Source organism: Dysgonomonas gadei ATCC BAA-286 (genome assembly GCF_000213555.1).
Classification (GTDB): domain Bacteria; phylum Bacteroidota; class Bacteroidia; order Bacteroidales; family Dysgonomonadaceae; genus Dysgonomonas; species Dysgonomonas gadei.
The window spans coordinates 77,489-96,650 of sequence record NZ_GL891993.1; the positions used below are offsets into that span (position 1 = coordinate 77,489).

The window sequence follows — 19,162 nt, forward strand, 5'->3', positions numbered from 1 at the left end:
CGCGGCAGGAGTGAGCCAAGTCTCTAAAAATAAACAAAGACGGTAGCTATGCATTAAACAATTGAACATTATAAATATATCATTATTTTTTTGTTTACTTAATAATCTATTCTATTGCCGAAAAAAGTAAAGAAGAATCATTCCCTCCGAACCCGAAAGAATTGGATAAGACATGTTTGATAGGTAAGCCTTCATCCCATTCTGTAATAGGAATAAGATTCGTATCTTCTATCGGTTCTTTAAAGTTGAGGTTCGGATAAACGATTCCTTTAGATATGGATAATACGGATAAGGCCGCCTCTATCCCTTCTGAAGCTCCTAATGTATGCCCTATGAACGGCTTTAAGGAACTGAATCCAGGTGTACTTTCGCCGAAAAGGCGTATGATTGCTTTCCCTTCCGAAAGGTCGTTGTTAGGCGTTCCCGTACCATGCACGTTGATATAATCCACGTCACGGGATAGTATATTTGCCATTTCAACAGCTTCTCTCATACACAGGTACGGCCCGTCCCCCTCGGGGGAAGTGGCTGTCTGGTGATAAGCGTCATTTGCATTGGAATAGCCGGAGAGGATACAATAGGGTTTTCTTTTTAATGTTTTTTCTGATTGTAATACTAGATAACCAGCACCTTCGCCCAGATTCAGGCCTTCACGGGATTTGTCAAACGGTTTGCATAATTCTTTGTCCAGAATCATCAGCGAGTTAAAGCCATTTAGGGTAAACTTACATAAAGCATCGGTTCCACCGACGATAACAGCGTCCAGCAATCCGTTTCTGATCATCCTTGCCCCCAGCATTATAGCGTTTCCTGCGGAAGAACAGGCTGTACTTATCGTTGTCACATAATCGGTTATACCCAGATGGGACGCAATCTTTTGAGTGCTGTCGCCGCAATCGTGCGAAACAATATCCCTTAAACGGCCCTTTGCCTTATCTTTTCGGAAGTCAACATAAAAGTTTTCACTTAAATCCATACCACCCACCGAGGTAGAAGATATAAGTCCGGTGCGTTGGGCGTTTACGGCTATATCTGAATCCGATAAGGCCTCTTTTGCCGCCAGTATTCCGAGCAAAGCAGTCCGGGAGCATGTTTTACCGGAAGGTAGAGCTAATAACTCTTTAAGCTGCTCATTTGTATATTTCACCTCACTTACAGGAACATCGAGGCTGGTAGGGAAAAGAGTGACTTTGCCCATACCATGACTTTTGTGCCGGATAGCATACAGGTTTTCTTCTGCATTTATACCTATACCCGATACAATACCTGTTCCTGTAATGTAAATCTTCATTATTTCTGATATGTAGAAATAAATTCGGCTAACGATCTTACCGACCTGAATATTTCGCGTCCTTCGCCTTCTCCCGGCTTTTTGATTTTGATACCGTAATTACGTTCGAGGATAAGGATAATTTCGAGAGCGTCGATGGAATCCAGACCCAAGCCATCCCCGAATAACGGGGCATCAGCATCTATATCTTCTGGAGTCATTTCTTCAAGATTTAATTCCTGTATCAGTTCTTTTTTCAGTTTTTCTATTAATTCTTCCATATTTTATCTTTCTTTATGAGTCTGAATTCAGCTTTGTATTTATTATCAAGATATTCGCACCGGCCGGTGATGCAAAATTGTAATTTACTCCTGTTCATGGCGAGTTTCATATATTTTTCCTGTCTTTCCGGATTATCGGGATATTCGATAAAGAAGGTATTTTCGCCCTGTATTTTATGACGGATACATATTTCACCTGCAACAATATTAGGTAGTGTATAAACAAATACTGCCGGACTGGCAGCATCGTCTCCACCTTCATCTATTATGCGCTGATGTTTTAAATCCGTATCTGATGACGAAAAGTAATTGGATAAGATAATCCCCATTTCATCAGGATTAAAAGTGATTCCATCGAGTAAATGCAGTGCTGCTATATATCCCAGTTTACAGAGGTCATCCATCTTATAGAACTTCTGGTTGCTGTCGCCTGTATTTTTGAATGCTTCGCGGATGAAAACGGCAAAATCACCGGATGTAGAGTTGAATACGACCTCATCATTTACTTTTATAGAACTATTCTCTATTGTACAGCTCTTTATTTCGTTGAATAAAAATGTTCCCTGCTCGATTGACTTATGCGAAGGTATTTTGGATAATATAATAGCAGCATTACAACCTCCAAAGCCGGAAGCTGTTTTAATACAGGTGTTTATCGTTTTTCCACAGATGTGGTTATTACTTACATTCAGGGATTGTGAAACACCGTTTGTTTTATAACCTGATGTGCCGTATATGACGTTCTCTTTTAATTGGTGTGCGCAAATAATTGTTTCAATGATTCCCGATGCGCCTAATGTATGCCCGAAATATGGCTTTAGGCTATTGACGGGAACTTTTTCCAATTGAGCCAGATGAACAGCTTTTGCTTCCATTTCATCGTTGAAAACGGTTGCAGTGCCGTGCAGGTTTATGCAGTCGATGTCATTGGCTGTTACTCCGGCTTCATCCATCGCGTCCCTCATTGCATAGTACAGGCCGTCACCTGTGCGTGAAGGGCCTGATATATGATTGGCGTCGTTGCTTATTGCCCCGCCTCTGATAATTATATTGTTTGTTTCAGATTCTGCGGACAAAAGGATGCTTCCACAGGCTTCTCCCAGATTTAACCCGTCCCTTTCACTGTCGTAAGGCCTGCAAAGGTTTTCACTCAGGGAACGGAACGACCGGAAACCACTGGTAATAAAATGAGAAAGGACATCTACCCCCGTAACGATTATATGCTTATAGTCTCCATTCAGAAGTAAGCGGCGGGCAATAATAAGAGCCGATACTCCCGATATGCAGGCATTGGAGACAACCATAGCCTTATCGTCCATTCCGAAATAACCTGTAATTTTAGACGCGCTTTCTCTGAGAAAAAGGTTTCTGTCAATGTTCTCTGTATGATGTTTCAGTAAGTCTACATTCCCTTTTGTCGAGGAAAGAATGAAACCACACTGCGTCAGATCTATATCTTTTTGCGATAATAAGTCCCTGATCGATAATATGGCGAGTTGTTCGGCCTTGCTGAATTTTTGAAGGCTATACTTTTCTGTCAGTTCATTCAGGATACCGGAATTAATTAATCCGGCAAGAATTGGGGCATCGGAGATTTTTCCTGCTTCGACAGAGGCAATCCCGGATTTATTCAGGCTAATGGCACGGACATTTTCTTTAGTCGTAAATCCTAAAGAGCTGATAATATTATCGGCGGTAATGTATATGTCATTCAGATATTCCATTTCTTCTTCCATTCCTGATAAAAATCGGGATTTGTCCACTCCAGTTCATTGTTAGAATTTAAGAATACCTGAACCGTACTTCCTGTAGCGACAACTGTCTCACCATCACTTTTGTAAACAGTATATTCAAATATTATTTTCGCAGCGTCCGAAGCGATATAGTTTGTTTCCACAATGGCTTCTTCCCCGAATGATAAGGATTGTTTATACTGGCAGGTGAGGTCGACAATGGGCGCGGTGTATCCGTTTTCGTAAATGTCGCAATAACCGATTCCATATCGTTTTCCAAAGGTTTCCCGGCCGTCCTCAAAATACTTGATGTATTGGCCATGCCATACAATACGCATGGAGTCTACTTCACTAAAACGGACTTTTATAGTGGTTCTGTCTGTTAGCGCGGGTTCTTTAGCTCTGTATTTATGTTTTTTCATTCCTTTTTCAAAAATATTTTCATGCGGCATTCGGCAATAAGGTTATCTCCGGTTTTTACGGTTGCGCTTATCAGGGTGATTTCGGCGACCTCCTGTATTATTTTTATCTCGGTATCTAAATCTTCTCCAACTTTAGGCAAGGTGTGAATCGTCATTTTGTCTACAGACCCGATAAAGCCGAGTGGTACAGGTACGTTATTTTGCCTACAGATATATCCCACACGTGCTGCGGCCGATTGCGCGATATGCTCTATAATACCGGGTTCCTTGAAACGATTGTTTTCAATGAAAATATTATCCGGGCTGACTGTCAGTCCCGTATATGAACAATCATCCTCAATCCCGTAAAACTTATCCACCATCACTATTGGCGGACGTTGCGGAATTAGGTTCAATATATCTTCACCTCTTATTATTACTAGCTTACTCATATCCGTTTACATACCATAATGCTATGTCCCAATCCCAATCCATCGTGTATTTCGGTAACTTCCAGTCCGGCAGTTTTTATGCAGCGTATCATATCATCCGAATGATACATCTTGCTGTTGCCGTTTGCCAGTGCTGTGAAATACAGGCTGGTCAGGGTGAGGCAATAAGCTGCTGTTTCAAATTTCTGACGGTCCCAGAATGTTTCCATAATGTAAAGGAACGAAGATTTTTCCATAGATGCTGCGGCACGGGACAAAATACTAGTAGTCTCTTCTTCCGAGAAACAATCGAGAAACTGACTCATCCATATAGCATCGAAGCCTCTTGGGAAAGGAACATCTTTGTCCAGCAGATTACAACCATGCCCGTGTATACGGTCGGAGCCGGATTGCCCGGAAGTTTGTTTCTTCATCAATTCAAGTTGCTGGGGTAAATCCATGATGGTTACATCTACTCCTGTGTCGAATTCAACACATTTCATGGCCCAACGGCCTGTATTACCTCCCACATCGAGCAATGTGCGGGGACTGTTTGCAAAAACGATTTCCAATGCTTGTGAAAAAGAATTATCGGAATAGAAATGATCGAAATCGAACCAGCTTTTTTGTACATTTTCGGGCAACTTAGATAGGCCTTCATATATTGTCGGCCATTCGCCAAAAACTTTCAGTCCTTCAGGTTTCCCATTCAGAAGTGCTTCTTCCAGATTGAATAGCCCGAGGTAATTCACATCATGATTGAAGTTCATATTGATACGCGCCATTTCGTCGTTCAATAAGAACCACCCGACCTTGGACAGCATATATTTTTCATCCTTTATCAATACAGTACCAATTGAAAGCGAAGCCTCCAGCAATACTTGTGCTGCATAACGGGATAGCTTTCTATGTTCCGATATTTCATTTAATGTTAGTCCCTCTCGCTTTTCTGCTAACAATTCGAATATACCGAACTTGAGCATAAGCCGTGATACCTGAAAAACAATAGGACCAAAGGCTATTTCCTGCGCCATCCGCTGTGCTTCAGCTGCTGAAAATTGCTCTTCGGAATATCTTTTTTGTAAGGAAGGAAATAAGTTCATGATTGTTTATATGTTAGTCGGATTGTTATGCTTTACTTTTCGTTCCAGAAATTGTAATAGTTGAACCACTGTTCCGGATATTTTTTCAAGATAGCTTCGAGGGCTGAAATGTATTGGTGTAATAATTGCTGTTCAGGTCTTATCTCTTCATTCCTATAGACTGGTGTAGCCATCGTGAAATGAAATGTATATGTTTTCTTAGGCTCGCGCATGGCAAAATAAAATACAACAGGTACCTTCATCTTTGCCGCTAATAGAAAAGGCCCTAAAGGAAAGCTGGTTTCTTTTCCCATGAATATACCTTTCAGGCGTCTCTCTTCGTTGATATACCGATCGCCTTGAAAACAAATATACTCCTTATTATCTAAGGCTTCTTTTATAGCGAATACATGGTTTAGATCAGTATCGTTTACGGGAATTACTTTGAAATCAGCAGACGCAGAATTCTTTTGAAGCAATTCTTTTATTCTTCTATACTCAGCATCGTATAAAACGATATTGATCTTCTTACCATAATCATCAAAGAACGGTGTGCCCATCTCCCAATTGCCAACATGCGCCCCGATTATTATCGTACCCGTGTCGGTATTCAATATATTGAGGAACTCATCATAATTCTCGAAACGGAAATTATATTTGTCTTTCATTCCGTTGCCGATCGCAACCTTATCTATCAGGGTTTGCCCGAACTTGTAATAGCTGCGGAAGAGCATCCCGATAGAAGATAGTAGGCTTTTGTTTAGTATCTTACGGGAATAGATCCAGATGCTTTTGGATGCCTTGGGCGCAAAGGGGATGAAGTATAAGACGATAGTGCTTAAAAATGCATAAGCCGCAGTGATTCCGATTTTCTTTATCAGGAAGATAAAGAACAGGTATCCGAATACTCCTCCTCTGGTTTTACCCTTCCATTCCGTCATTTGGCTTGTCGAGATGTTCTATGATGAAATCATAGAAATCCTGAAAAGTTTTTATATTTACAAAGTCATTACCATTTACGGTAAATCCGAAATTCTGTTCTATCAGTACGACCATATCTACAAAGTCGAGGCTATCCATTTCCAGTGTCTCGATCAAAGGCGCATCCGGCTGGATAGTTTCTACATCTACTTCAAACTCTTCGGCTAAAGTCGTTCTTATTTTCTCTATTATCTCTTCGTTCGTCATTTCCATCAGGACTAGTTACTCTTTGAATTTTTTAATTATTAGGGTTGAATTTGTTCCTCCAAAACCGAATGAGTTGGAAAGAAACATGTCAAATGAAGTATCAATACGTTTATTAGGTATATTAAGCAAAGCCGAGGCTTCGTCTGCTTCTTCAAAATTAAGATTCGGAGCGATGAAGTTATTATTCATCATCAATATCGAATAGATCGCTTCGCTGGCTCCTGCCATCCACATTTCGTGTCCTGTCATCGACTTTGTGGACGTTACAAAAGGTTTATGTTCCCCGAGTACCGTGCTGATCGCTTTAGCCTCATTCATGTCCCCGATAGGGGTAGATGTGGCATGCGCGTTTATATATCCGATTTCCTCCGGCTTTACATTCGCGTCTTTCAGGCACATCTCCAAAGAACGGATTGGCCCGTCTATATTCGGGGTAGATATATGATCCCCGTTTGAAGAGAATCCATATCCTATTACTTCTGCCATAATGTTAGCTCCACGTCGCACTGCGGATTCGTAGCTTTCCACTACCAGACTGGCGGCACCGCCACTGGGAACAAGCCCGTCCCTGTTCTTGTCGAATGGGCGGGATGCCTTGGTAGGTTCATCTATTAATTTGGAAAATGTACCCAATCCATCGAAACTTCCAACTGCATATGGGTTTACTTCTTGTGCGCCTCCGCAAAGGATACAATCCTGTAAACCGTTTTTGATGAGGAAGTATGCTAATCCGATAGCATGTGAACCACTGGCACATGCGCCTGAAACAGTGAGATTGATTCCTCTCAGCTTGAAAATAACCGAGAGATTCATTGTTACGGTCGAGTTCATTGACTGGAAGATTGATCCCGAGCCAACGAGTACTGTATTCTTTTTGTTACGGATAATGTCGGCGGCTTCTATGACGGGGAGTGCGCTGCTATCGTTACCATAGAGTACACCTACTTCATTCGCTTCAAGGAATGCTTCGTCTATTCGTGCATTCCGGAATGCTTCGAGTGTAGCGACATATGCATATTCGCCTTGTTCGGCTAAGAAGTTACGCTTTTTACGGTCAAGAAGTTTTTTCATGTCAGGCCTTTCTAATATGCCTGTCAGTGGAGAAAGGAACCCGAAGTCCGGTCTTTCGGGATCGATACCTATACCCGATTTGCCATGATATAGCGAATCTTTTACCTCATCAAGATTTTTTCCGATGCAGGAATAAATTCCCATGCCTGTTATAACAACTCTCCTCATTTATGTATTTATAGTATTATCAGGTATATATACCGCCATTAATGGAAATCACCTCGCCTGTAATATACGATGCTTCTTTCGAGGCCAGAAATCCGACTAATGAAGCCACTTCTTCTGCTGTGCCGAAGCGTCCTACAGGTATCAGTTTTTTCAACTCTTCTTCGGGCAGATCTTTTACCATCTCCGTTTGTATGAATCCCGGAGCTACGGCGTTTACGGTCACATTTCGGGGACCGACTTCAGCTGCAAGCGCTTTTGTCGCTGCTATAAGGCCGCCTTTGGCCGCCGAATAGTTTGCCTGTCCCTTCATTCCTTTAATGCCGGACAAAGATACAATATTTATAATTCGGCCGAATCTCTTTACCAGCATATTTTTCAACATATACTGGGTCACATGGAAGAAGCCGTTGAGGCTGATGTTTAAGACACTTGTCCAGTCTTCTTCGGGCATCCATATCATCAGGTTATCTTTTCTGATACCTGCGTTGTTTACCAGAACTTCTATATATTCGTTTTTATGTTGGGCTGTCCAGGTATCGAGGGCTGACTTTGTTTCGGTGGCATCCGATACATCAAATTTCAGCAGTTCCCCGTCAGAACCTATTTCCTTCACCAACTCTAATGTCTTTTCCGCTTCTTCACGGCTCGAATTATAGTTGATCAGGATAAAATATCCCATTTCGGCAAGTTTGAGGCTCGTTGCTCTGCCGATTCCTTTGCTGGCTCCTGTTACTAAAGCGTATTTCATAATGAAATTTTTTCTATTTCTTTATTCGTTAGGTAATTCGTCAGCTTACTTATCTCTTTGTATTTCGGTGTATCCTCTACAAATTTAGGGAAGATATCCCTAATTTCATCATAGATTACTTTTGTATTCTTAGATAAATCATCTTGTATATTCAGGCAGTCTATGGCCTGTGTTATCCCCATAAACAAAACAGACATTACCTGATACCCATTGTCTATTACAGTTTTGGCAAGTAGGGCTGAATTTGTACCCATACTTACAATATCCTGATTGTCATTGTTATTCGGTATACTGTGTACATACATAGGATAGGAGAGTGTCTGGCACTCTGCCGTGGTGGAGGTTGCTGTAAATTGCGCAGCTTGTAACCCGTAGTTCAATCCCAGTACACCCATATTTACAAAGGGAGGAAGTATATCATTTATCCGGTCGTGAAACAGGTAATTGAGCTGTCTCTCGGAAAGCATGACCATTTTTGTCACAGCTATTTTTAGTTTATCCATTTCAAAGGACACATAATCGCCGTGGAAATTTCCGCCGTGATATACATTTCCGCTTTCTTTGTCTACAATGGGGTTATCGCAGGCCGAATTGGTTTCATTTGCCAATACCTCCTCCGCATTTACCAAAGTATCGTGTACGGGGCCTAATATCTGAGGAACGCAACGTAATGAATAATATGGCTGGACCTTATGTTTAAGTATTTTTTCTTTGTTTTCTTTATTATACAGGTAATTCTCACGCTTGCGTAAGCTGGAACTTCCGTCACTCCATTTACGCATCATCCTGGCTATCTCTTTCTGACCTTTATGGTGTTTTGTTGCATTCAGTTCTTCGGACATAAAGTCATCATACGAAGAGGCTATCTCATTTATCATCACTGATGCCGCAACAGCCCAGTGCAGCAATCTCTTTGCGTATATAAGGTTTACAATGCCGATTCCTGTCATTACAGAAGTTCCGTTGGTAACCGAAAGGCCCTCACGTATATGCATGGAGATTGGCTTCAATCCGTTTTCTTTCAATACCCCGGCCGTATCTCTCAATTCACCCTTGTAAAACACTTCACCCTCACCTATTAAAGCTAATGCGATGTGTGCCAATTGTACAAGGTCGCCACTTGCTCCTACGCTGCCATGCTCGGGTACAAACGGACAGATGCCGCGGTTGATAAATTCCGCTAATAAATGAATCAGTTCGGGATGGATACCTGATTTTCCTTGTAACAAATTATTCAGGCGTACTATCATTGCCGATTTCACATAGAGGGCGTCCAGAGGTTTGCCTGCTCCTGTGGAATGGCTGCGGATAATATTGTATTGAAGATTGGTCAGGAAGTCATCATCGACACGGTATTGAGCCATCGGGCCAAATCCGGTATTGATGCCATATATGATTTTATCCTCCGAAAATTTTTTCAGAAAGTTGTAGCTTTGTTCTACTTGGGCAATGCTTTCTTTATTTGGTACTAGTTTTTCTCCTTTGAATAAAAGTGTGTATATAGTATCAATGTCAAGGGCTTTTATCATTTTTCTTTATAATCTGATTAAAGATTTGCAAAAGTATTACTTTTTGGCATCTCTTGCAATGCGCTAAAGAAAAAAACAGTTAAATATAAAGACCGGATATTAAAATAAAACTGGTTTTACTTGATAAAGCTAAAAAAAGGTTGTATTAATGCAAGTATTTCATCATGTATAACAGTATTATTCGATGCTACGATATGATGGTTATTGAAAAGAAGTTCCTGTCCTTCAAAATTTGAAATACGGCCACCTGCTTCTTCTACTATGAGTGCGCCTGCCATAAAGTCCCAAGGATTGATGAAGGCTTCACACCAGATATCGAACCGTCCGGCAGCGACATAACATAACGACATGGCGGCCGAACCATTCACGCGGATACTGGATGCTTTGCCGTATAACTGATCCATAAAGTGGTTCATCAGGGGTTTGTACTCTTTGTCGTTGTATGGCAAATCAAGGCCGACTAAGGCTTTGTTCATATCGTTTGTGGCAGATACAGATATCTGTTTTCCATTCAGGTACGCGTTGCCGCCTTTCCATGCATAAAAGCATTCATCTCGACATACTTCATATACAACGCCTACTAATGGCTTCGATTTGTAGGTAAGGGCTATGCTTACACAGTACGGAGCGTTGTCGTGAATAAAATTGGTTGTTCCGTCCAGCGGATCAATAACCCAGCAATAGTCTTTTTCTTCGGTTTTTATAGTTTCTTCTTCTGTGACAAATCCGGCTTCCGGCAACAGGGCCGATAATTTTTTTACCAGAAGTTTTTCGGTTTCCTTGTCTACATAGGAAACATAGTCGTGTGCATTCTTTTCTTCTACTCTGTTTCTTTGAAAAACTTTTCTCTCCTTTGCGAGAAAATGTCCGCCTTCGGTAGCTATTTTGCAGACTTCGGATGTTATATGTTCTAAATTCATAAGTTTATATTAAAAACGGTTCAAATTTAATGAAATAAAAAAGAGTTGTAACTTTATATCGCTATTTATTGTTTAATATTATCTATTAAAGTGTCCATCGTTTATTATTCTGTAATTGCATGGTATACTTTTTGCTAGTTTATAATATATAGATAAATTTATGGAAGTATTATATATAAAGAATATGGTTTGCAACCGTTGCATTATGGTTGTGGAATCCGAGTTTGAAAAACTGGATATACAAACGCTTTCGGTTGAATTGGGGGAAGTCCGTCTCGATAAAAAATTAACCACAGAGCAAAAAAATAAGCTGAGCGAGAGACTCGAATCTCTGGGATTTTCGTTGATAGATGATAAAAAAGGCCGTTTGATAGAACAGGTAAAAAACCTTATTATAGAGTTGGTACATTATAATAACAATAATCTGAAAATTAATCTGTCCGATTATATCAGTGATAAACTTCATCACGATTATAATTATATCAGCAATCTGTTTTCGGAAGTAGAGGGCACTACGATAGAAAAGTACTTTATAGCTCAGAAAATAGAAAAGGTAAAAGAGTTGCTGGTGTACGACGAACTCACACTCAATGAAATAGCTTTCAATCTGAATTATTCCAGTGTTGCTCACCTTAGCGCCCAGTTCAAGAAAGTAACGGGCCTCACCCCGAGCCACTTCAGGCAAATAAGAACAAACAAGCGAAAACCATTGGATGAGGTGTAAATCTCATAAACTTTCCAAAGAATAGTATAACAACTCCCGGCTATTTTGTTGCCATCTTTGTATAATCAAAAGATGAAGATTATGAAAGCAACAGATAATACAGTAAAGAAGACATTCCCCGTACTTCAGATGTCATGCGCGTCGTGTGCTATAAGCGCGGAGAGTATTGTTAAGGGACTGAAAGGAGTGGTAAATGCATCGGTTAACTTTGCTACTGCAACATTGGCTGTAGAATATTTACCGGATGAAATATCTCCCGAGAATATGCGTGATGCGATTCAGGACGGGGGATATGACCTATTTATTGAAGAAGACAGGAATACAACTGCTGAAACTTTGGAAGAAATTCACCGGAAGAAATTCGGTGATCTGAAACGGAGAACGATATTAGCCATCGTCCTTTCTATACCGGTAGTTACAATAGGGATGTTCTTTATGCATATGTCTTATGCCAACGAAATAATGTGGGTGCTTTCCACTCCTGTTATTTTCTGGTTGGGTAAAGATTTCTTTATCAATGCGTGGAAGCAGGCAAAGCACAGATCTGCAAATATGGATACACTCGTGGCGTTGAGTACAAGTGTGGCTTATTTGTTCAGTGTATTCAATACGCTGTTCCCTGATTTCTGGATAACAAGAGGAGTAGAACCCCATGTCTATTTCGAGGCTGCCAGCGTTATCATTGCATTTATTCTATTGGGACGGTTGCTGGAGGAAAAGGCAAAAGGGAATACTTCGTCTGCCATAAAAAAGCTGATGGGCTTGCAACCGAAGACCGTTACTATTATACAAGAAGATGGCAGTCACAATCAAATCCCGATTGAAAATGTAAATATAGACGACCTTATTCTGGTAAAGCCCGGAGAAAAGATTGCAGTGGACGGACGGGTTACGGAGGGGACATCATATGTGGACGAAAGCATGCTGAGCGGAGAACCTGTACCCGTATTGAAGGAAGCAGATGAAAAAGTATTTGCCGGAACAATAAATCAAAAGGGAAGTTTCTGCTTCAAGGCTGAGAAAGTAGGCTCCGAAACCATGCTTGCCCAAATCATAAAGATGGTGCAGGAAGCGCAGGGCAGCAAAGCTCCGGTGCAAAAACTGGTTGACAAAATAGCCGGAATCTTTGTTCCTGTGGTAATAAGCATTGCTGTTGTGTCTTTCATTGTCTGGCTCGTACTAGGTGGTAGCGGAGGTTTTACACATGGCTTACTTGCATTGGTAACGGTGCTCATTATTGCCTGCCCATGTGCTTTGGGACTTGCCACGCCGACAGCGATAATGGTCGGAGTAGGGAAGGGCGCTGAAAAAGGCATCCTGATAAAAGATGCTGAAAGCCTTGAACTGGCAAAGAAGATAAACGCAGTTGTGCTGGACAAGACCGGAACCATAACAGAAGGTAAACCTCAGGTAACCGATATTCTCTGGCTGAATAATGATGACAGCCCGAAAGCCGCTTTACTAAGCCTGGAGAAACAATCGGAGCATCCGTTAGCGGAGGCTGTGGTACGATATTTCGATGCAGAGGCGTCTATTCCTGCCTCCGGCTTCGAAAGTATTACGGGAAAAGGAGCTAAAGGCTTTGTTGGCGGGCAGTTATACTTTGCCGGAAATTATAAATTGCTGAATGATAACAACATTGTTATAAATGAAGCCTTAGGCAAAAAGGCCGAAGAACTTAGTTCCCAATCTAAAACCGTAATCTGGTTTGCTGATGATAAGCAGGCGATTGCAGTCGTTGCCATTGCCGATAAGATAAAGGCTACTTCGCAAACCGCTGTGCGGGAATTACAATCCTCAGGAATAGAGGTGTATATGCTCACCGGAGATAATGAATCCACAGCAAAGGAGATAGCCGCACGGACCGGTATAAAACGCTATAAAGCCGAGGTGTTGCCTCAACAAAAGGCCGAATTTGTAAAGCAATTGCAGGCCGAGGGCAAAATAGTCGCAATGGTCGGAGACGGGATCAATGACAGTACTGCATTGGCTCAGGCCGATTTGAGTATAGCGATGGGTAAAGGCAGCGATATAGCTATGGATGTGGCAAAGATGACAATTATATCGTCGGACCTCACCAAAATACCCGAAGCGATTAAGCTGTCGCGGCAAACAGTTACTACTATACGGCAAAACCTGTTCTGGGCATTTATATATAACCTGATAGGAATACCTGTTGCCGCGGGCATCCTTTTCCCAATCAATGGCTTTTTACTTAATCCGATGATAGCAGGTGCTGCGATGGCGTTGAGTAGTGTCAGTGTGGTTAGCAATAGCTTACGCCTGAAATGGAAGAAATAAGAATCTATAAAAAACGAAAAAAGAAGAACGAAAAGTGAAAAATAAATTTAGTGTACTAGAGTCTAGTATACTAGAATTCTAGAATTCTAGAAAACTTTCAACTTATTACTTAAAACTTATAACTCATTAAACATATGGAAACAAAGACATTTACATTTAAGACCAATATCAATTGTGGCGGATGTATCGCCAAAGTAACCCCGTTCCTCGATGAAGTGAAAGGTATTTCAAACTGGAATGTAGATACTGAAAATAAGAATAAGATACTGACTGTAGTATCGGACGGCATCACCGAAAGTGAAGTGATAGATACTGTACAGAAGGCGGGATTTAAGATAGAAACGATATAAAGTATTATTTAACGGGCGGCTGATCAAAATATATGATCAGCAGTCCGTTTTTTACCTATTCCCTAGCCGCTTGAGTTATTCCAATTATCACACCGAAATCACCGTCCATCGGATTCAGATGTTTCTCAGGCAGATACATACGTGATACGAACCCATCGAGATACAAAGCGTTTCTACAGCCAAGTGATTTGAAATAAGAAGCAAAGTCATAAAAATTTACTTTTGCCGTAGATATAACAAACACCACATTATTATCCGGTAAAATACCAACTCCATTCCGTATTTGCAGATTTGTCGAACCATCCTTAAACTGAGGATGTATCTCTCCGTCTATAACAAGCATTGGGCCCGATTGGGTAGCATACTTTATTTGTCCGTTATCCGTGAAATTTTCGGTTTTACATACAACTGCCGTATTATTGGATGTGATGTAGAAAATTCCGTTTGGCTTCATATAAAAATTGCCTGTATTGGAAGATGAATCCAGCTTTTTTAATGTTTTAAACCGTTGTATAAAAAGTCCTATCGGCGCATAATTGGAATCGAACATACCTCCGTTCATCGCAAATATCAGTTTCAAATCTTTCCTTTCAACATACGTTTTCAGATTTTGTATACCGCGTATAATTTTGCTGCTATCATCTTTCCAGTAAAAATCAATATCCTGCGATTTTGTATCTACGACGTAACTAATGATCTTATCATCAATAGGATTCTTATCCGGAGAGAATGAAATCGCCACAGTGACCGAAAATATAAATAAAGAAAATAATATTAACTGTTTGTATATAGTCATTATGATAGTTTGTTTTGTGTGCAGGCAATTTAATGATTAAAATGATAAGTTGCAAAATTACTTTTTTATTATAAATTCTACGTTTATATCTCTGATTATATTGAAGTTTTATAAACATTTCAAAGAACGGTTGCTTTTTACATATAGATAAAGCTTTTCTGAGAATATTCAGATAGTTACCACAATTTTCACCTGTACAATATTGGCGCATTCGTTTTTATTGTCTTACCTTTGTCACAGCATTTCTAACGTTGTGTAATGTCATGGATTGGTTAATGGAGACCATTTTTGAGCCCTCGTCGGTTCAATCTATTATAGTTATTTCGGTCGTTTCGGCTATTGGGTTGCAACTAGGCAAGCTGCAACTGTTCAATATTTCACTGGGTATCACCTTTGTTTTCTTTGTCGGCATTATACTGGGTCATTTCGATCTTGACCTGAATAAAGATATGCTTAATTTTGCTCAAAATTTTGGGCTTATACTGTTTATCTATGCCTTAGGATTACAGGTCGGGCCCGGTTTCTTTTCTTCACTGCGTAAAGGAGGCCTTCGTTTAAATATGCTGGCCTTGGGCGTTGTCTTCCTCGGTTTGGTAATGGCGCTTATATTCAGTATCGTCAGTGATATTTCTTTACCCAATATGGTGGGTATTCTTTGCGGAGCCACTACAAATACTCCGGCTTTGGGTGCAGCACAACAAGCATTGAAACAAATAACCGGCGGAGATATGAAAGCCATAGCTGATATGGCATTGGCTACTGCCGTGGCATATCCGTTGGGAGTAGTAGGCGTAATATTAGCTATCATATTCCTGAAGAAAGTGTTCGTGGCCAAAGGCGCTTATGCTGTTCCCAGTGAGAAGAAAGACCATAATACATATGTAGGCGAGTTTCATGTGACCAATCCGGCTATAGAAGGAAAGACGATCCGCGATATCATGAAGCTGTCTTCAAAGCGTTTTGTCATATCACGCATCTGGCGCGACGGCAAAGTGACCATCCCTACTTCCGAAAGCGTGATGCAACATGACGACCATCTACTGATTATCTCTATCAAATCGGATGTAGAGCATATCAAGGTTTTGTTCGGCGAGCAGGAAAACGTAGACTGGAACAAGGAAGATATAGACTGGAACCATATAGATAACAGCCAGCTTGTATCGCGCCGTATTATCGTAACCCGCAGCAAGGTTAATGGCGTGAAGCTGGGTACGTTGAGGCTCAGAAACAATTACGGTATCAATATTACCCGTGTTAACCGTGCAGGTATAGACCTGCTTGCTTCGCCGGACTTGTCTCTACAGATCGGCGATAAGCTTACAGTGGTTGGAGAAAAGGCGTCGATAGACAATGTGGCTAAAATACTCGGTGACGAAGAGAAACGCCTCGACCGTCCCAACCTCATCGCTATCTTTGCCGGTATTGCCTTAGGTCTTATCCTGGGAGCATTGCCCCTTCCTTTCCCGGGTATGACATTCCCCGTGAAGCTGGGTATAGCCGGAGGACCTATCATTGTAGGAATACTGATGGGCGCATTTGGCCCCCGCTTCCGTTTTACCACATATACGACTCAGAGCGCAAACTTACTGATGCGCCAGTTCGGGCTCACAGTCTATCTGGCATGCCTGGGAATCAGCGCCGGAGAGCATTTCTTCGAGACTGTATTCCAGACAGAAGGACTCCTGTGGGTTGGCTTCGGTTTTATACTGACTGTTGTCCCTGTCATTGTTGTAGCCTTATTTGCCATGAAAATGTTCAAACTCAACTATGCCAAGTGTGTTGGGATGCTTTGCGGCAGTATGGCAAATCCAATGGCGCTCAACTATGTAAACTCGATAATAGAAGACGATGAACCATCTGTAGCATATGCCACTGTTTATCCCGTATCTATGTTTGCCAGGATAATCTTCACGCAACTGTTACTGATGTTCTTTATATAGAGATACAGTTAAGAGCCTGTATACAGGCAATCTCTATTCTTCCGGTTTAGCACCATTATAGCAATATGTACAAACGCATTCTTTGGGCAGACCAATTGATGCGATCAGATCCTCTACCGTAATAAACTTCAGTGTGGTTATATTCAGTTTTTTACGGATGCAGTCTATCATATTCTTATATTGAGGCGAATCGGTGGTCGCGTACTTATCCAGATCTTTCTCGTGATCACCTTCGAGTTCCTCCACTGTACGGCGTGCAATCAGTTCCAATGGTGAACGTGACGCCGAAAAGCCCAGAAAAGGACATGAGAACAAAATCGGCGGGCTGCCTAAACGGATATGTACTTCTTTGGCTCCGTATCCGTAGAGTATATTCACATTGTCGTTGAGCTGTGTGCCCCGCACAATCGAATCGTCACAGAATATTACCCGCTTGTCCCTCAGTAGTTCACGGTTAGGGATTAGCTTCATTTTAGCTACCAGGTCCCGCACTTTCTGATTGGCAGGTGTGAAACTGCGCGGCCACGTAGGCGTATATTTGATAATGGCACGGCGGTAAGGAATTCCCTTTCCTTCGGCATATCCCAAACCCATGCCGATACCAGAGTCGGGGATGGCCGCCACATAATCTGCTTCCGTATCATCTTTCTTAGCCATGGCTTGCCCACTGGCATAGCGCACAGCATCCACGTTTATACCTTCATAATCGGATACCGGATAACCATAGTAGACCCAGAGGAAAGAGCAGGCCTGCATTTTTTTGTTCGGCTTGCGCAGTTGTGTCATGCTATCGGCTGTAAGCATAACTACTTCTCCCGGACCGACATTGTATTCCAATTCGTACTCCAGATTAGGGAAACTGCAAGGTTCGCTTGTTGCCGCATACGCTCCGTCTTTCTTCCCTATAAGGACAGGTGTACGCCCCCATTTATCACGTGCCGCGATAATTCCTTCTTCGGTAAGGATAAGCATGGAGCAAGAGCCTTTTATCTTTTCCTGAACCAACTCTATCCCCTCTACAAAAGTATTGGCCTGTGAAATAAGGAGAGCTATCAGTTCCGTTTGATTAATTTGTCCGGCATTAAATTCCGAAAAGTGGCATCCTTTATCGAGCAGTTCCTTTTCCAGTTCGTCTATATTGTTTACTTTAGCTACCGTTACTACAGCATATTTTCCCAGATGGGAACTGATAAATATAGGCTGAGGGTCGGTATCACTGATAATCCCGATACCTGAGTTGCCCTGAAACTTATCTAAGTCGGCTTCGAAGCGCAGACGGAAATATGAATTTTCCAGATTATGAATTGCCCGCTTAAAAGTCCCGTCATGGAGTGTAACCATCCCTCCCCGGCGGGTTCCTAAATGTGAGTTGTAATCTGTGCCATAAAAAAGGTCTGTAGCACAGGCTGTTTTAGATATTGTTCCAAAGAAACCACCCATTTTCTATTGTGTTTTTTTAATTATAGTCGTAAAAAGTAATTTTATACCGTGTCTTAAAGTCATAACTGCCAATCATTGTTCTCTTTATAAGAATAACATAAGGCCTGATGCCTCAATTTTTTTAGATTGGGATATAAAAGTACTAGTTTTCGGGGAAATATCGGTCCTATAAGTAACAGATTAATATTTTAAATTAATACACTTAATTTCAGTTATCAGTAAACAATGCCTTTCTCCTAACTGCTCGAAAGGCGCAGTAGCTTGTAGCTATTAAAAAAAGGTAACAAAGGTAACACTGAAAACAATTAATAATTAAGAATGAAAAATCATTAGTGTTGCGTTAAGTTATAAAATAGTTCTTTGAAATTTTTGTATATCAGATATTTACGGTTGATTTTCTTTTCCCCCGATTTGAAATGATAATTTTGCAGGTTAAATGTAACCTGTTATGAATCAAGACAAATATGTTTTCGCTCAATTGACTGATTTTTTGCCGTATGAACAATTTAAATACATCGTCAAAAAATACAGGGGGAATATGAGGATTCGTGATTTTTCCTGCTGGAATCAACTGCTCATGATGATGTTCGGGCAACTCTCAAACTGCGATAGTATGCGTGATTTGTGCATTTTGACTGATGCACACCACCAGAAATCGTATCGTTTGGGTTTTGGAAAGAGTATCGCTCTTTCCACTCTGTCCCGAGCTAACGCGAATCGTGATTATCGGATTTTTGAGGAATTAGCCTCCCTGATGATTACCCAAGCGCAAAAATGCCGTGCCGATAT

General features: G+C 41.2%; 19 protein-coding genes. 5 read left to right on the forward strand and 14 right to left on the reverse strand.

From position 1 onward, the window contains the following. Positions 1-106: 106 nt before the first annotated feature. The 12 genes from HMPREF9455_RS19600 to HMPREF9455_RS19655 form a co-directional block, all read right to left on the reverse strand. Entirely contained in the window at positions 107-1,291 is a 1,185-nt protein-coding gene (locus HMPREF9455_RS19600; protein WP_006801501.1) for a beta-ketoacyl-[acyl-carrier-protein] synthase family protein, read from the reverse strand. Further along, entirely contained in the window at positions 1,291-1,551 is a 261-nt protein-coding gene (locus HMPREF9455_RS19605) for a phosphopantetheine-binding protein (RefSeq protein WP_006801502.1), read from the reverse strand. The genes HMPREF9455_RS19600 and HMPREF9455_RS19605 overlap by 1 nt, the downstream gene beginning before the upstream one ends. Then, a complete protein-coding gene (locus HMPREF9455_RS19610) occupies positions 1,539-3,275 on the reverse strand; it encodes a beta-ketoacyl synthase N-terminal-like domain-containing protein (RefSeq protein ID WP_044216848.1) in 1,737 nt (578 codons plus the stop codon). Before HMPREF9455_RS19610 ends, HMPREF9455_RS19605 begins: the two co-directional genes overlap by 13 nt. Then, a complete protein-coding gene (locus tag HMPREF9455_RS19615) occupies positions 3,263-3,706 on the reverse strand; it encodes an acyl-CoA thioesterase (protein WP_044216849.1) in 444 nt (147 codons plus the stop codon). Before HMPREF9455_RS19615 ends, HMPREF9455_RS19610 begins: the two co-directional genes overlap by 13 nt. Further along, positions 3,703-4,137 carry a hotdog family protein gene (locus tag HMPREF9455_RS19620; RefSeq protein ID WP_006801505.1) on the reverse strand — a complete coding sequence of 145 codons (435 nt, stop codon included), beginning with the start codon at positions 4,135-4,137 and terminating at the stop codon, positions 3,703-3,705. Before HMPREF9455_RS19620 ends, HMPREF9455_RS19615 begins: the two co-directional genes overlap by 4 nt. Next, positions 4,134-5,219, reverse strand: a complete 1,086-nt coding sequence (locus HMPREF9455_RS19625) for a FlxJ family methyltransferase (RefSeq protein ID WP_006801506.1) — start codon at positions 5,217-5,219, stop codon at positions 4,134-4,136. The genes HMPREF9455_RS19620 and HMPREF9455_RS19625 overlap by 4 nt, the downstream gene beginning before the upstream one ends. 32 nt (positions 5,220-5,251) lie before the next feature. After that, positions 5,252-6,139 carry a lysophospholipid acyltransferase family protein gene (locus tag HMPREF9455_RS19630; protein ID WP_006801507.1) on the reverse strand — a complete coding sequence of 296 codons (888 nt, stop codon included), beginning with the start codon at positions 6,137-6,139 and terminating at the stop codon, positions 5,252-5,254. Beyond that, on the reverse strand, positions 6,120-6,386 hold the full coding sequence (locus HMPREF9455_RS19635; protein WP_006801508.1) for an acyl carrier protein: 267 nt from the start codon (positions 6,384-6,386) through the stop codon (positions 6,120-6,122). The genes HMPREF9455_RS19630 and HMPREF9455_RS19635 overlap by 20 nt, the downstream gene beginning before the upstream one ends. 15 nt (positions 6,387-6,401) lie before the next feature. Continuing rightward, positions 6,402-7,625 carry a beta-ketoacyl-[acyl-carrier-protein] synthase family protein gene (locus HMPREF9455_RS19640; protein ID WP_006801509.1) on the reverse strand — a complete coding sequence of 408 codons (1,224 nt, stop codon included), beginning with the start codon at positions 7,623-7,625 and terminating at the stop codon, positions 6,402-6,404. A 19-nt stretch (positions 7,626-7,644) separates the two neighbouring features. After that, a complete protein-coding gene (flxB, locus tag HMPREF9455_RS19645) occupies positions 7,645-8,373 on the reverse strand; it encodes a flexirubin biosynthesis SDR family reductase FlxB (protein ID WP_006801510.1) in 729 nt (242 codons plus the stop codon). Next, complete coding sequence (flxA, locus tag HMPREF9455_RS19650) at positions 8,370-9,902, reverse strand: flexirubin biosynthesis tyrosine ammonia-lyase FlxA (RefSeq protein WP_006801511.1); 1,533 nt, start codon at positions 9,900-9,902, stop codon at positions 8,370-8,372. The genes flxB and flxA overlap by 4 nt, the downstream gene beginning before the upstream one ends. A gap of 116 nt (positions 9,903-10,018) precedes the next feature. Further along, complete coding sequence (locus HMPREF9455_RS19655) at positions 10,019-10,822, reverse strand: inositol monophosphatase family protein (protein WP_006801512.1); 804 nt, start codon at positions 10,820-10,822, stop codon at positions 10,019-10,021. Positions 10,823-10,982: 160 nt separating this feature from the next. On the opposite strand from HMPREF9455_RS19655, the gene HMPREF9455_RS19660 reads away from it, so the two are divergent. The 3 genes from HMPREF9455_RS19660 to HMPREF9455_RS19670 all read left to right on the forward strand — a co-directional run bounded on the left by HMPREF9455_RS19660 (position 10,983) and on the right by HMPREF9455_RS19670 (position 14,197). After that, on the forward strand, positions 10,983-11,546 hold the full coding sequence (locus HMPREF9455_RS19660; RefSeq protein ID WP_006801513.1) for a helix-turn-helix domain-containing protein: 564 nt from the start codon (positions 10,983-10,985) through the stop codon (positions 11,544-11,546). A gap of 81 nt (positions 11,547-11,627) precedes the next feature. Continuing rightward, positions 11,628-13,847, forward strand: a complete 2,220-nt coding sequence (locus tag HMPREF9455_RS19665; RefSeq protein ID WP_044216851.1) for a heavy metal translocating P-type ATPase — start codon at positions 11,628-11,630, stop codon at positions 13,845-13,847. Between the two features lie 134 nt (positions 13,848-13,981). Then, positions 13,982-14,197, forward strand: coding sequence for a heavy-metal-associated domain-containing protein (locus tag HMPREF9455_RS19670; RefSeq protein ID WP_006801515.1), 216 nt, complete (start codon positions 13,982-13,984; stop codon positions 14,195-14,197). A 55-nt stretch (positions 14,198-14,252) separates the two neighbouring features. Here the strand turns inward: HMPREF9455_RS19670 and HMPREF9455_RS19675 are convergent, their stop codons facing one another. Then, positions 14,253-14,993 carry a phosphodiester glycosidase family protein gene (locus tag HMPREF9455_RS19675; RefSeq protein WP_006801516.1) on the reverse strand — a complete coding sequence of 247 codons (741 nt, stop codon included), beginning with the start codon at positions 14,991-14,993 and terminating at the stop codon, positions 14,253-14,255. Positions 14,994-15,256: 263 nt separating this feature from the next. Here HMPREF9455_RS19675 and HMPREF9455_RS19680 point away from each other — a divergent pair, with 263 nt between their 5' ends. Continuing rightward, positions 15,257-16,933: a putative transporter gene (locus tag HMPREF9455_RS19680; protein ID WP_006801517.1), complete on the forward strand. Its 1,677-nt coding sequence runs from the start codon at positions 15,257-15,259 to the stop codon at positions 16,931-16,933. 33 nt (positions 16,934-16,966) lie between these two features. Here the strand turns inward: HMPREF9455_RS19680 and HMPREF9455_RS19685 are convergent, their stop codons facing one another. Beyond that, a complete protein-coding gene (locus HMPREF9455_RS19685) occupies positions 16,967-18,373 on the reverse strand; it encodes an amidophosphoribosyltransferase (protein WP_006801518.1) in 1,407 nt (468 codons plus the stop codon). A gap of 448 nt (positions 18,374-18,821) precedes the next feature. Here HMPREF9455_RS19685 and HMPREF9455_RS19690 point away from each other — a divergent pair. Continuing rightward, on the forward strand, positions 18,822-19,162 hold a 341-nt coding region (locus HMPREF9455_RS19690), incomplete at its 3' end, for a DUF4372 domain-containing protein (protein WP_006801519.1).

Coding starts and splice junctions, on each gene's coding strand:
- HMPREF9455_RS19670 (WP_006801515.1), top strand. CDS start 13,982: ATGGAAACAAAGACATTTACATTTAAGACCAATATCAATTGTGGCGGA.
- HMPREF9455_RS19660 (WP_006801513.1), top strand. CDS start 10,983: ATGGAAGTATTATATATAAAGAATATGGTTTGCAACCGTTGCATTATG.
- HMPREF9455_RS19625 (WP_006801506.1), bottom strand. CDS start 5,219: ATGAACTTATTTCCTTCCTTACAAAAAAGATATTCCGAAGAGCAATTT.
- HMPREF9455_RS19610 (WP_044216848.1), bottom strand. CDS start 3,275: ATGGAATATCTGAATGACATATACATTACCGCCGATAATATTATCAGC.
- HMPREF9455_RS19685 (WP_006801518.1), bottom strand. CDS start 18,373: ATGGGTGGTTTCTTTGGAACAATATCTAAAACAGCCTGTGCTACAGAC.
- flxA (WP_006801511.1), bottom strand. CDS start 9,902: ATGATAAAAGCCCTTGACATTGATACTATATACACACTTTTATTCAAA.
- HMPREF9455_RS19605 (WP_006801502.1), bottom strand. CDS start 1,551: ATGGAAGAATTAATAGAAAAACTGAAAAAAGAACTGATACAGGAATTA.
- HMPREF9455_RS19635 (WP_006801508.1), bottom strand. CDS start 6,386: ATGACGAACGAAGAGATAATAGAGAAAATAAGAACGACTTTAGCCGAA.
- HMPREF9455_RS19630 (WP_006801507.1), bottom strand. CDS start 6,139: ATGACGGAATGGAAGGGTAAAACCAGAGGAGGAGTATTCGGATACCTG.
- HMPREF9455_RS19655 (WP_006801512.1), bottom strand. CDS start 10,822: ATGAATTTAGAACATATAACATCCGAAGTCTGCAAAATAGCTACCGAA.
- HMPREF9455_RS19680 (WP_006801517.1), top strand. CDS start 15,257: ATGGATTGGTTAATGGAGACCATTTTTGAGCCCTCGTCGGTTCAATCT.
- HMPREF9455_RS19600 (WP_006801501.1), bottom strand. CDS start 1,291: ATGAAGATTTACATTACAGGAACAGGTATTGTATCGGGTATAGGTATA.
- HMPREF9455_RS19665 (WP_044216851.1), top strand. CDS start 11,628: ATGAAAGCAACAGATAATACAGTAAAGAAGACATTCCCCGTACTTCAG.
- flxB (WP_006801510.1), bottom strand. CDS start 8,373: ATGAAATACGCTTTAGTAACAGGAGCCAGCAAAGGAATCGGCAGAGCA.
- HMPREF9455_RS19620 (WP_006801505.1), bottom strand. CDS start 4,137: ATGAGTAAGCTAGTAATAATAAGAGGTGAAGATATATTGAACCTAATT.
- HMPREF9455_RS19640 (WP_006801509.1), bottom strand. CDS start 7,625: ATGAGGAGAGTTGTTATAACAGGCATGGGAATTTATTCCTGCATCGGA.
- HMPREF9455_RS19615 (WP_044216849.1), bottom strand. CDS start 3,706: ATGAAAAAACATAAATACAGAGCTAAAGAACCCGCGCTAACAGACAGA.
- HMPREF9455_RS19675 (WP_006801516.1), bottom strand. CDS start 14,993: ATGACTATATACAAACAGTTAATATTATTTTCTTTATTTATATTTTCG.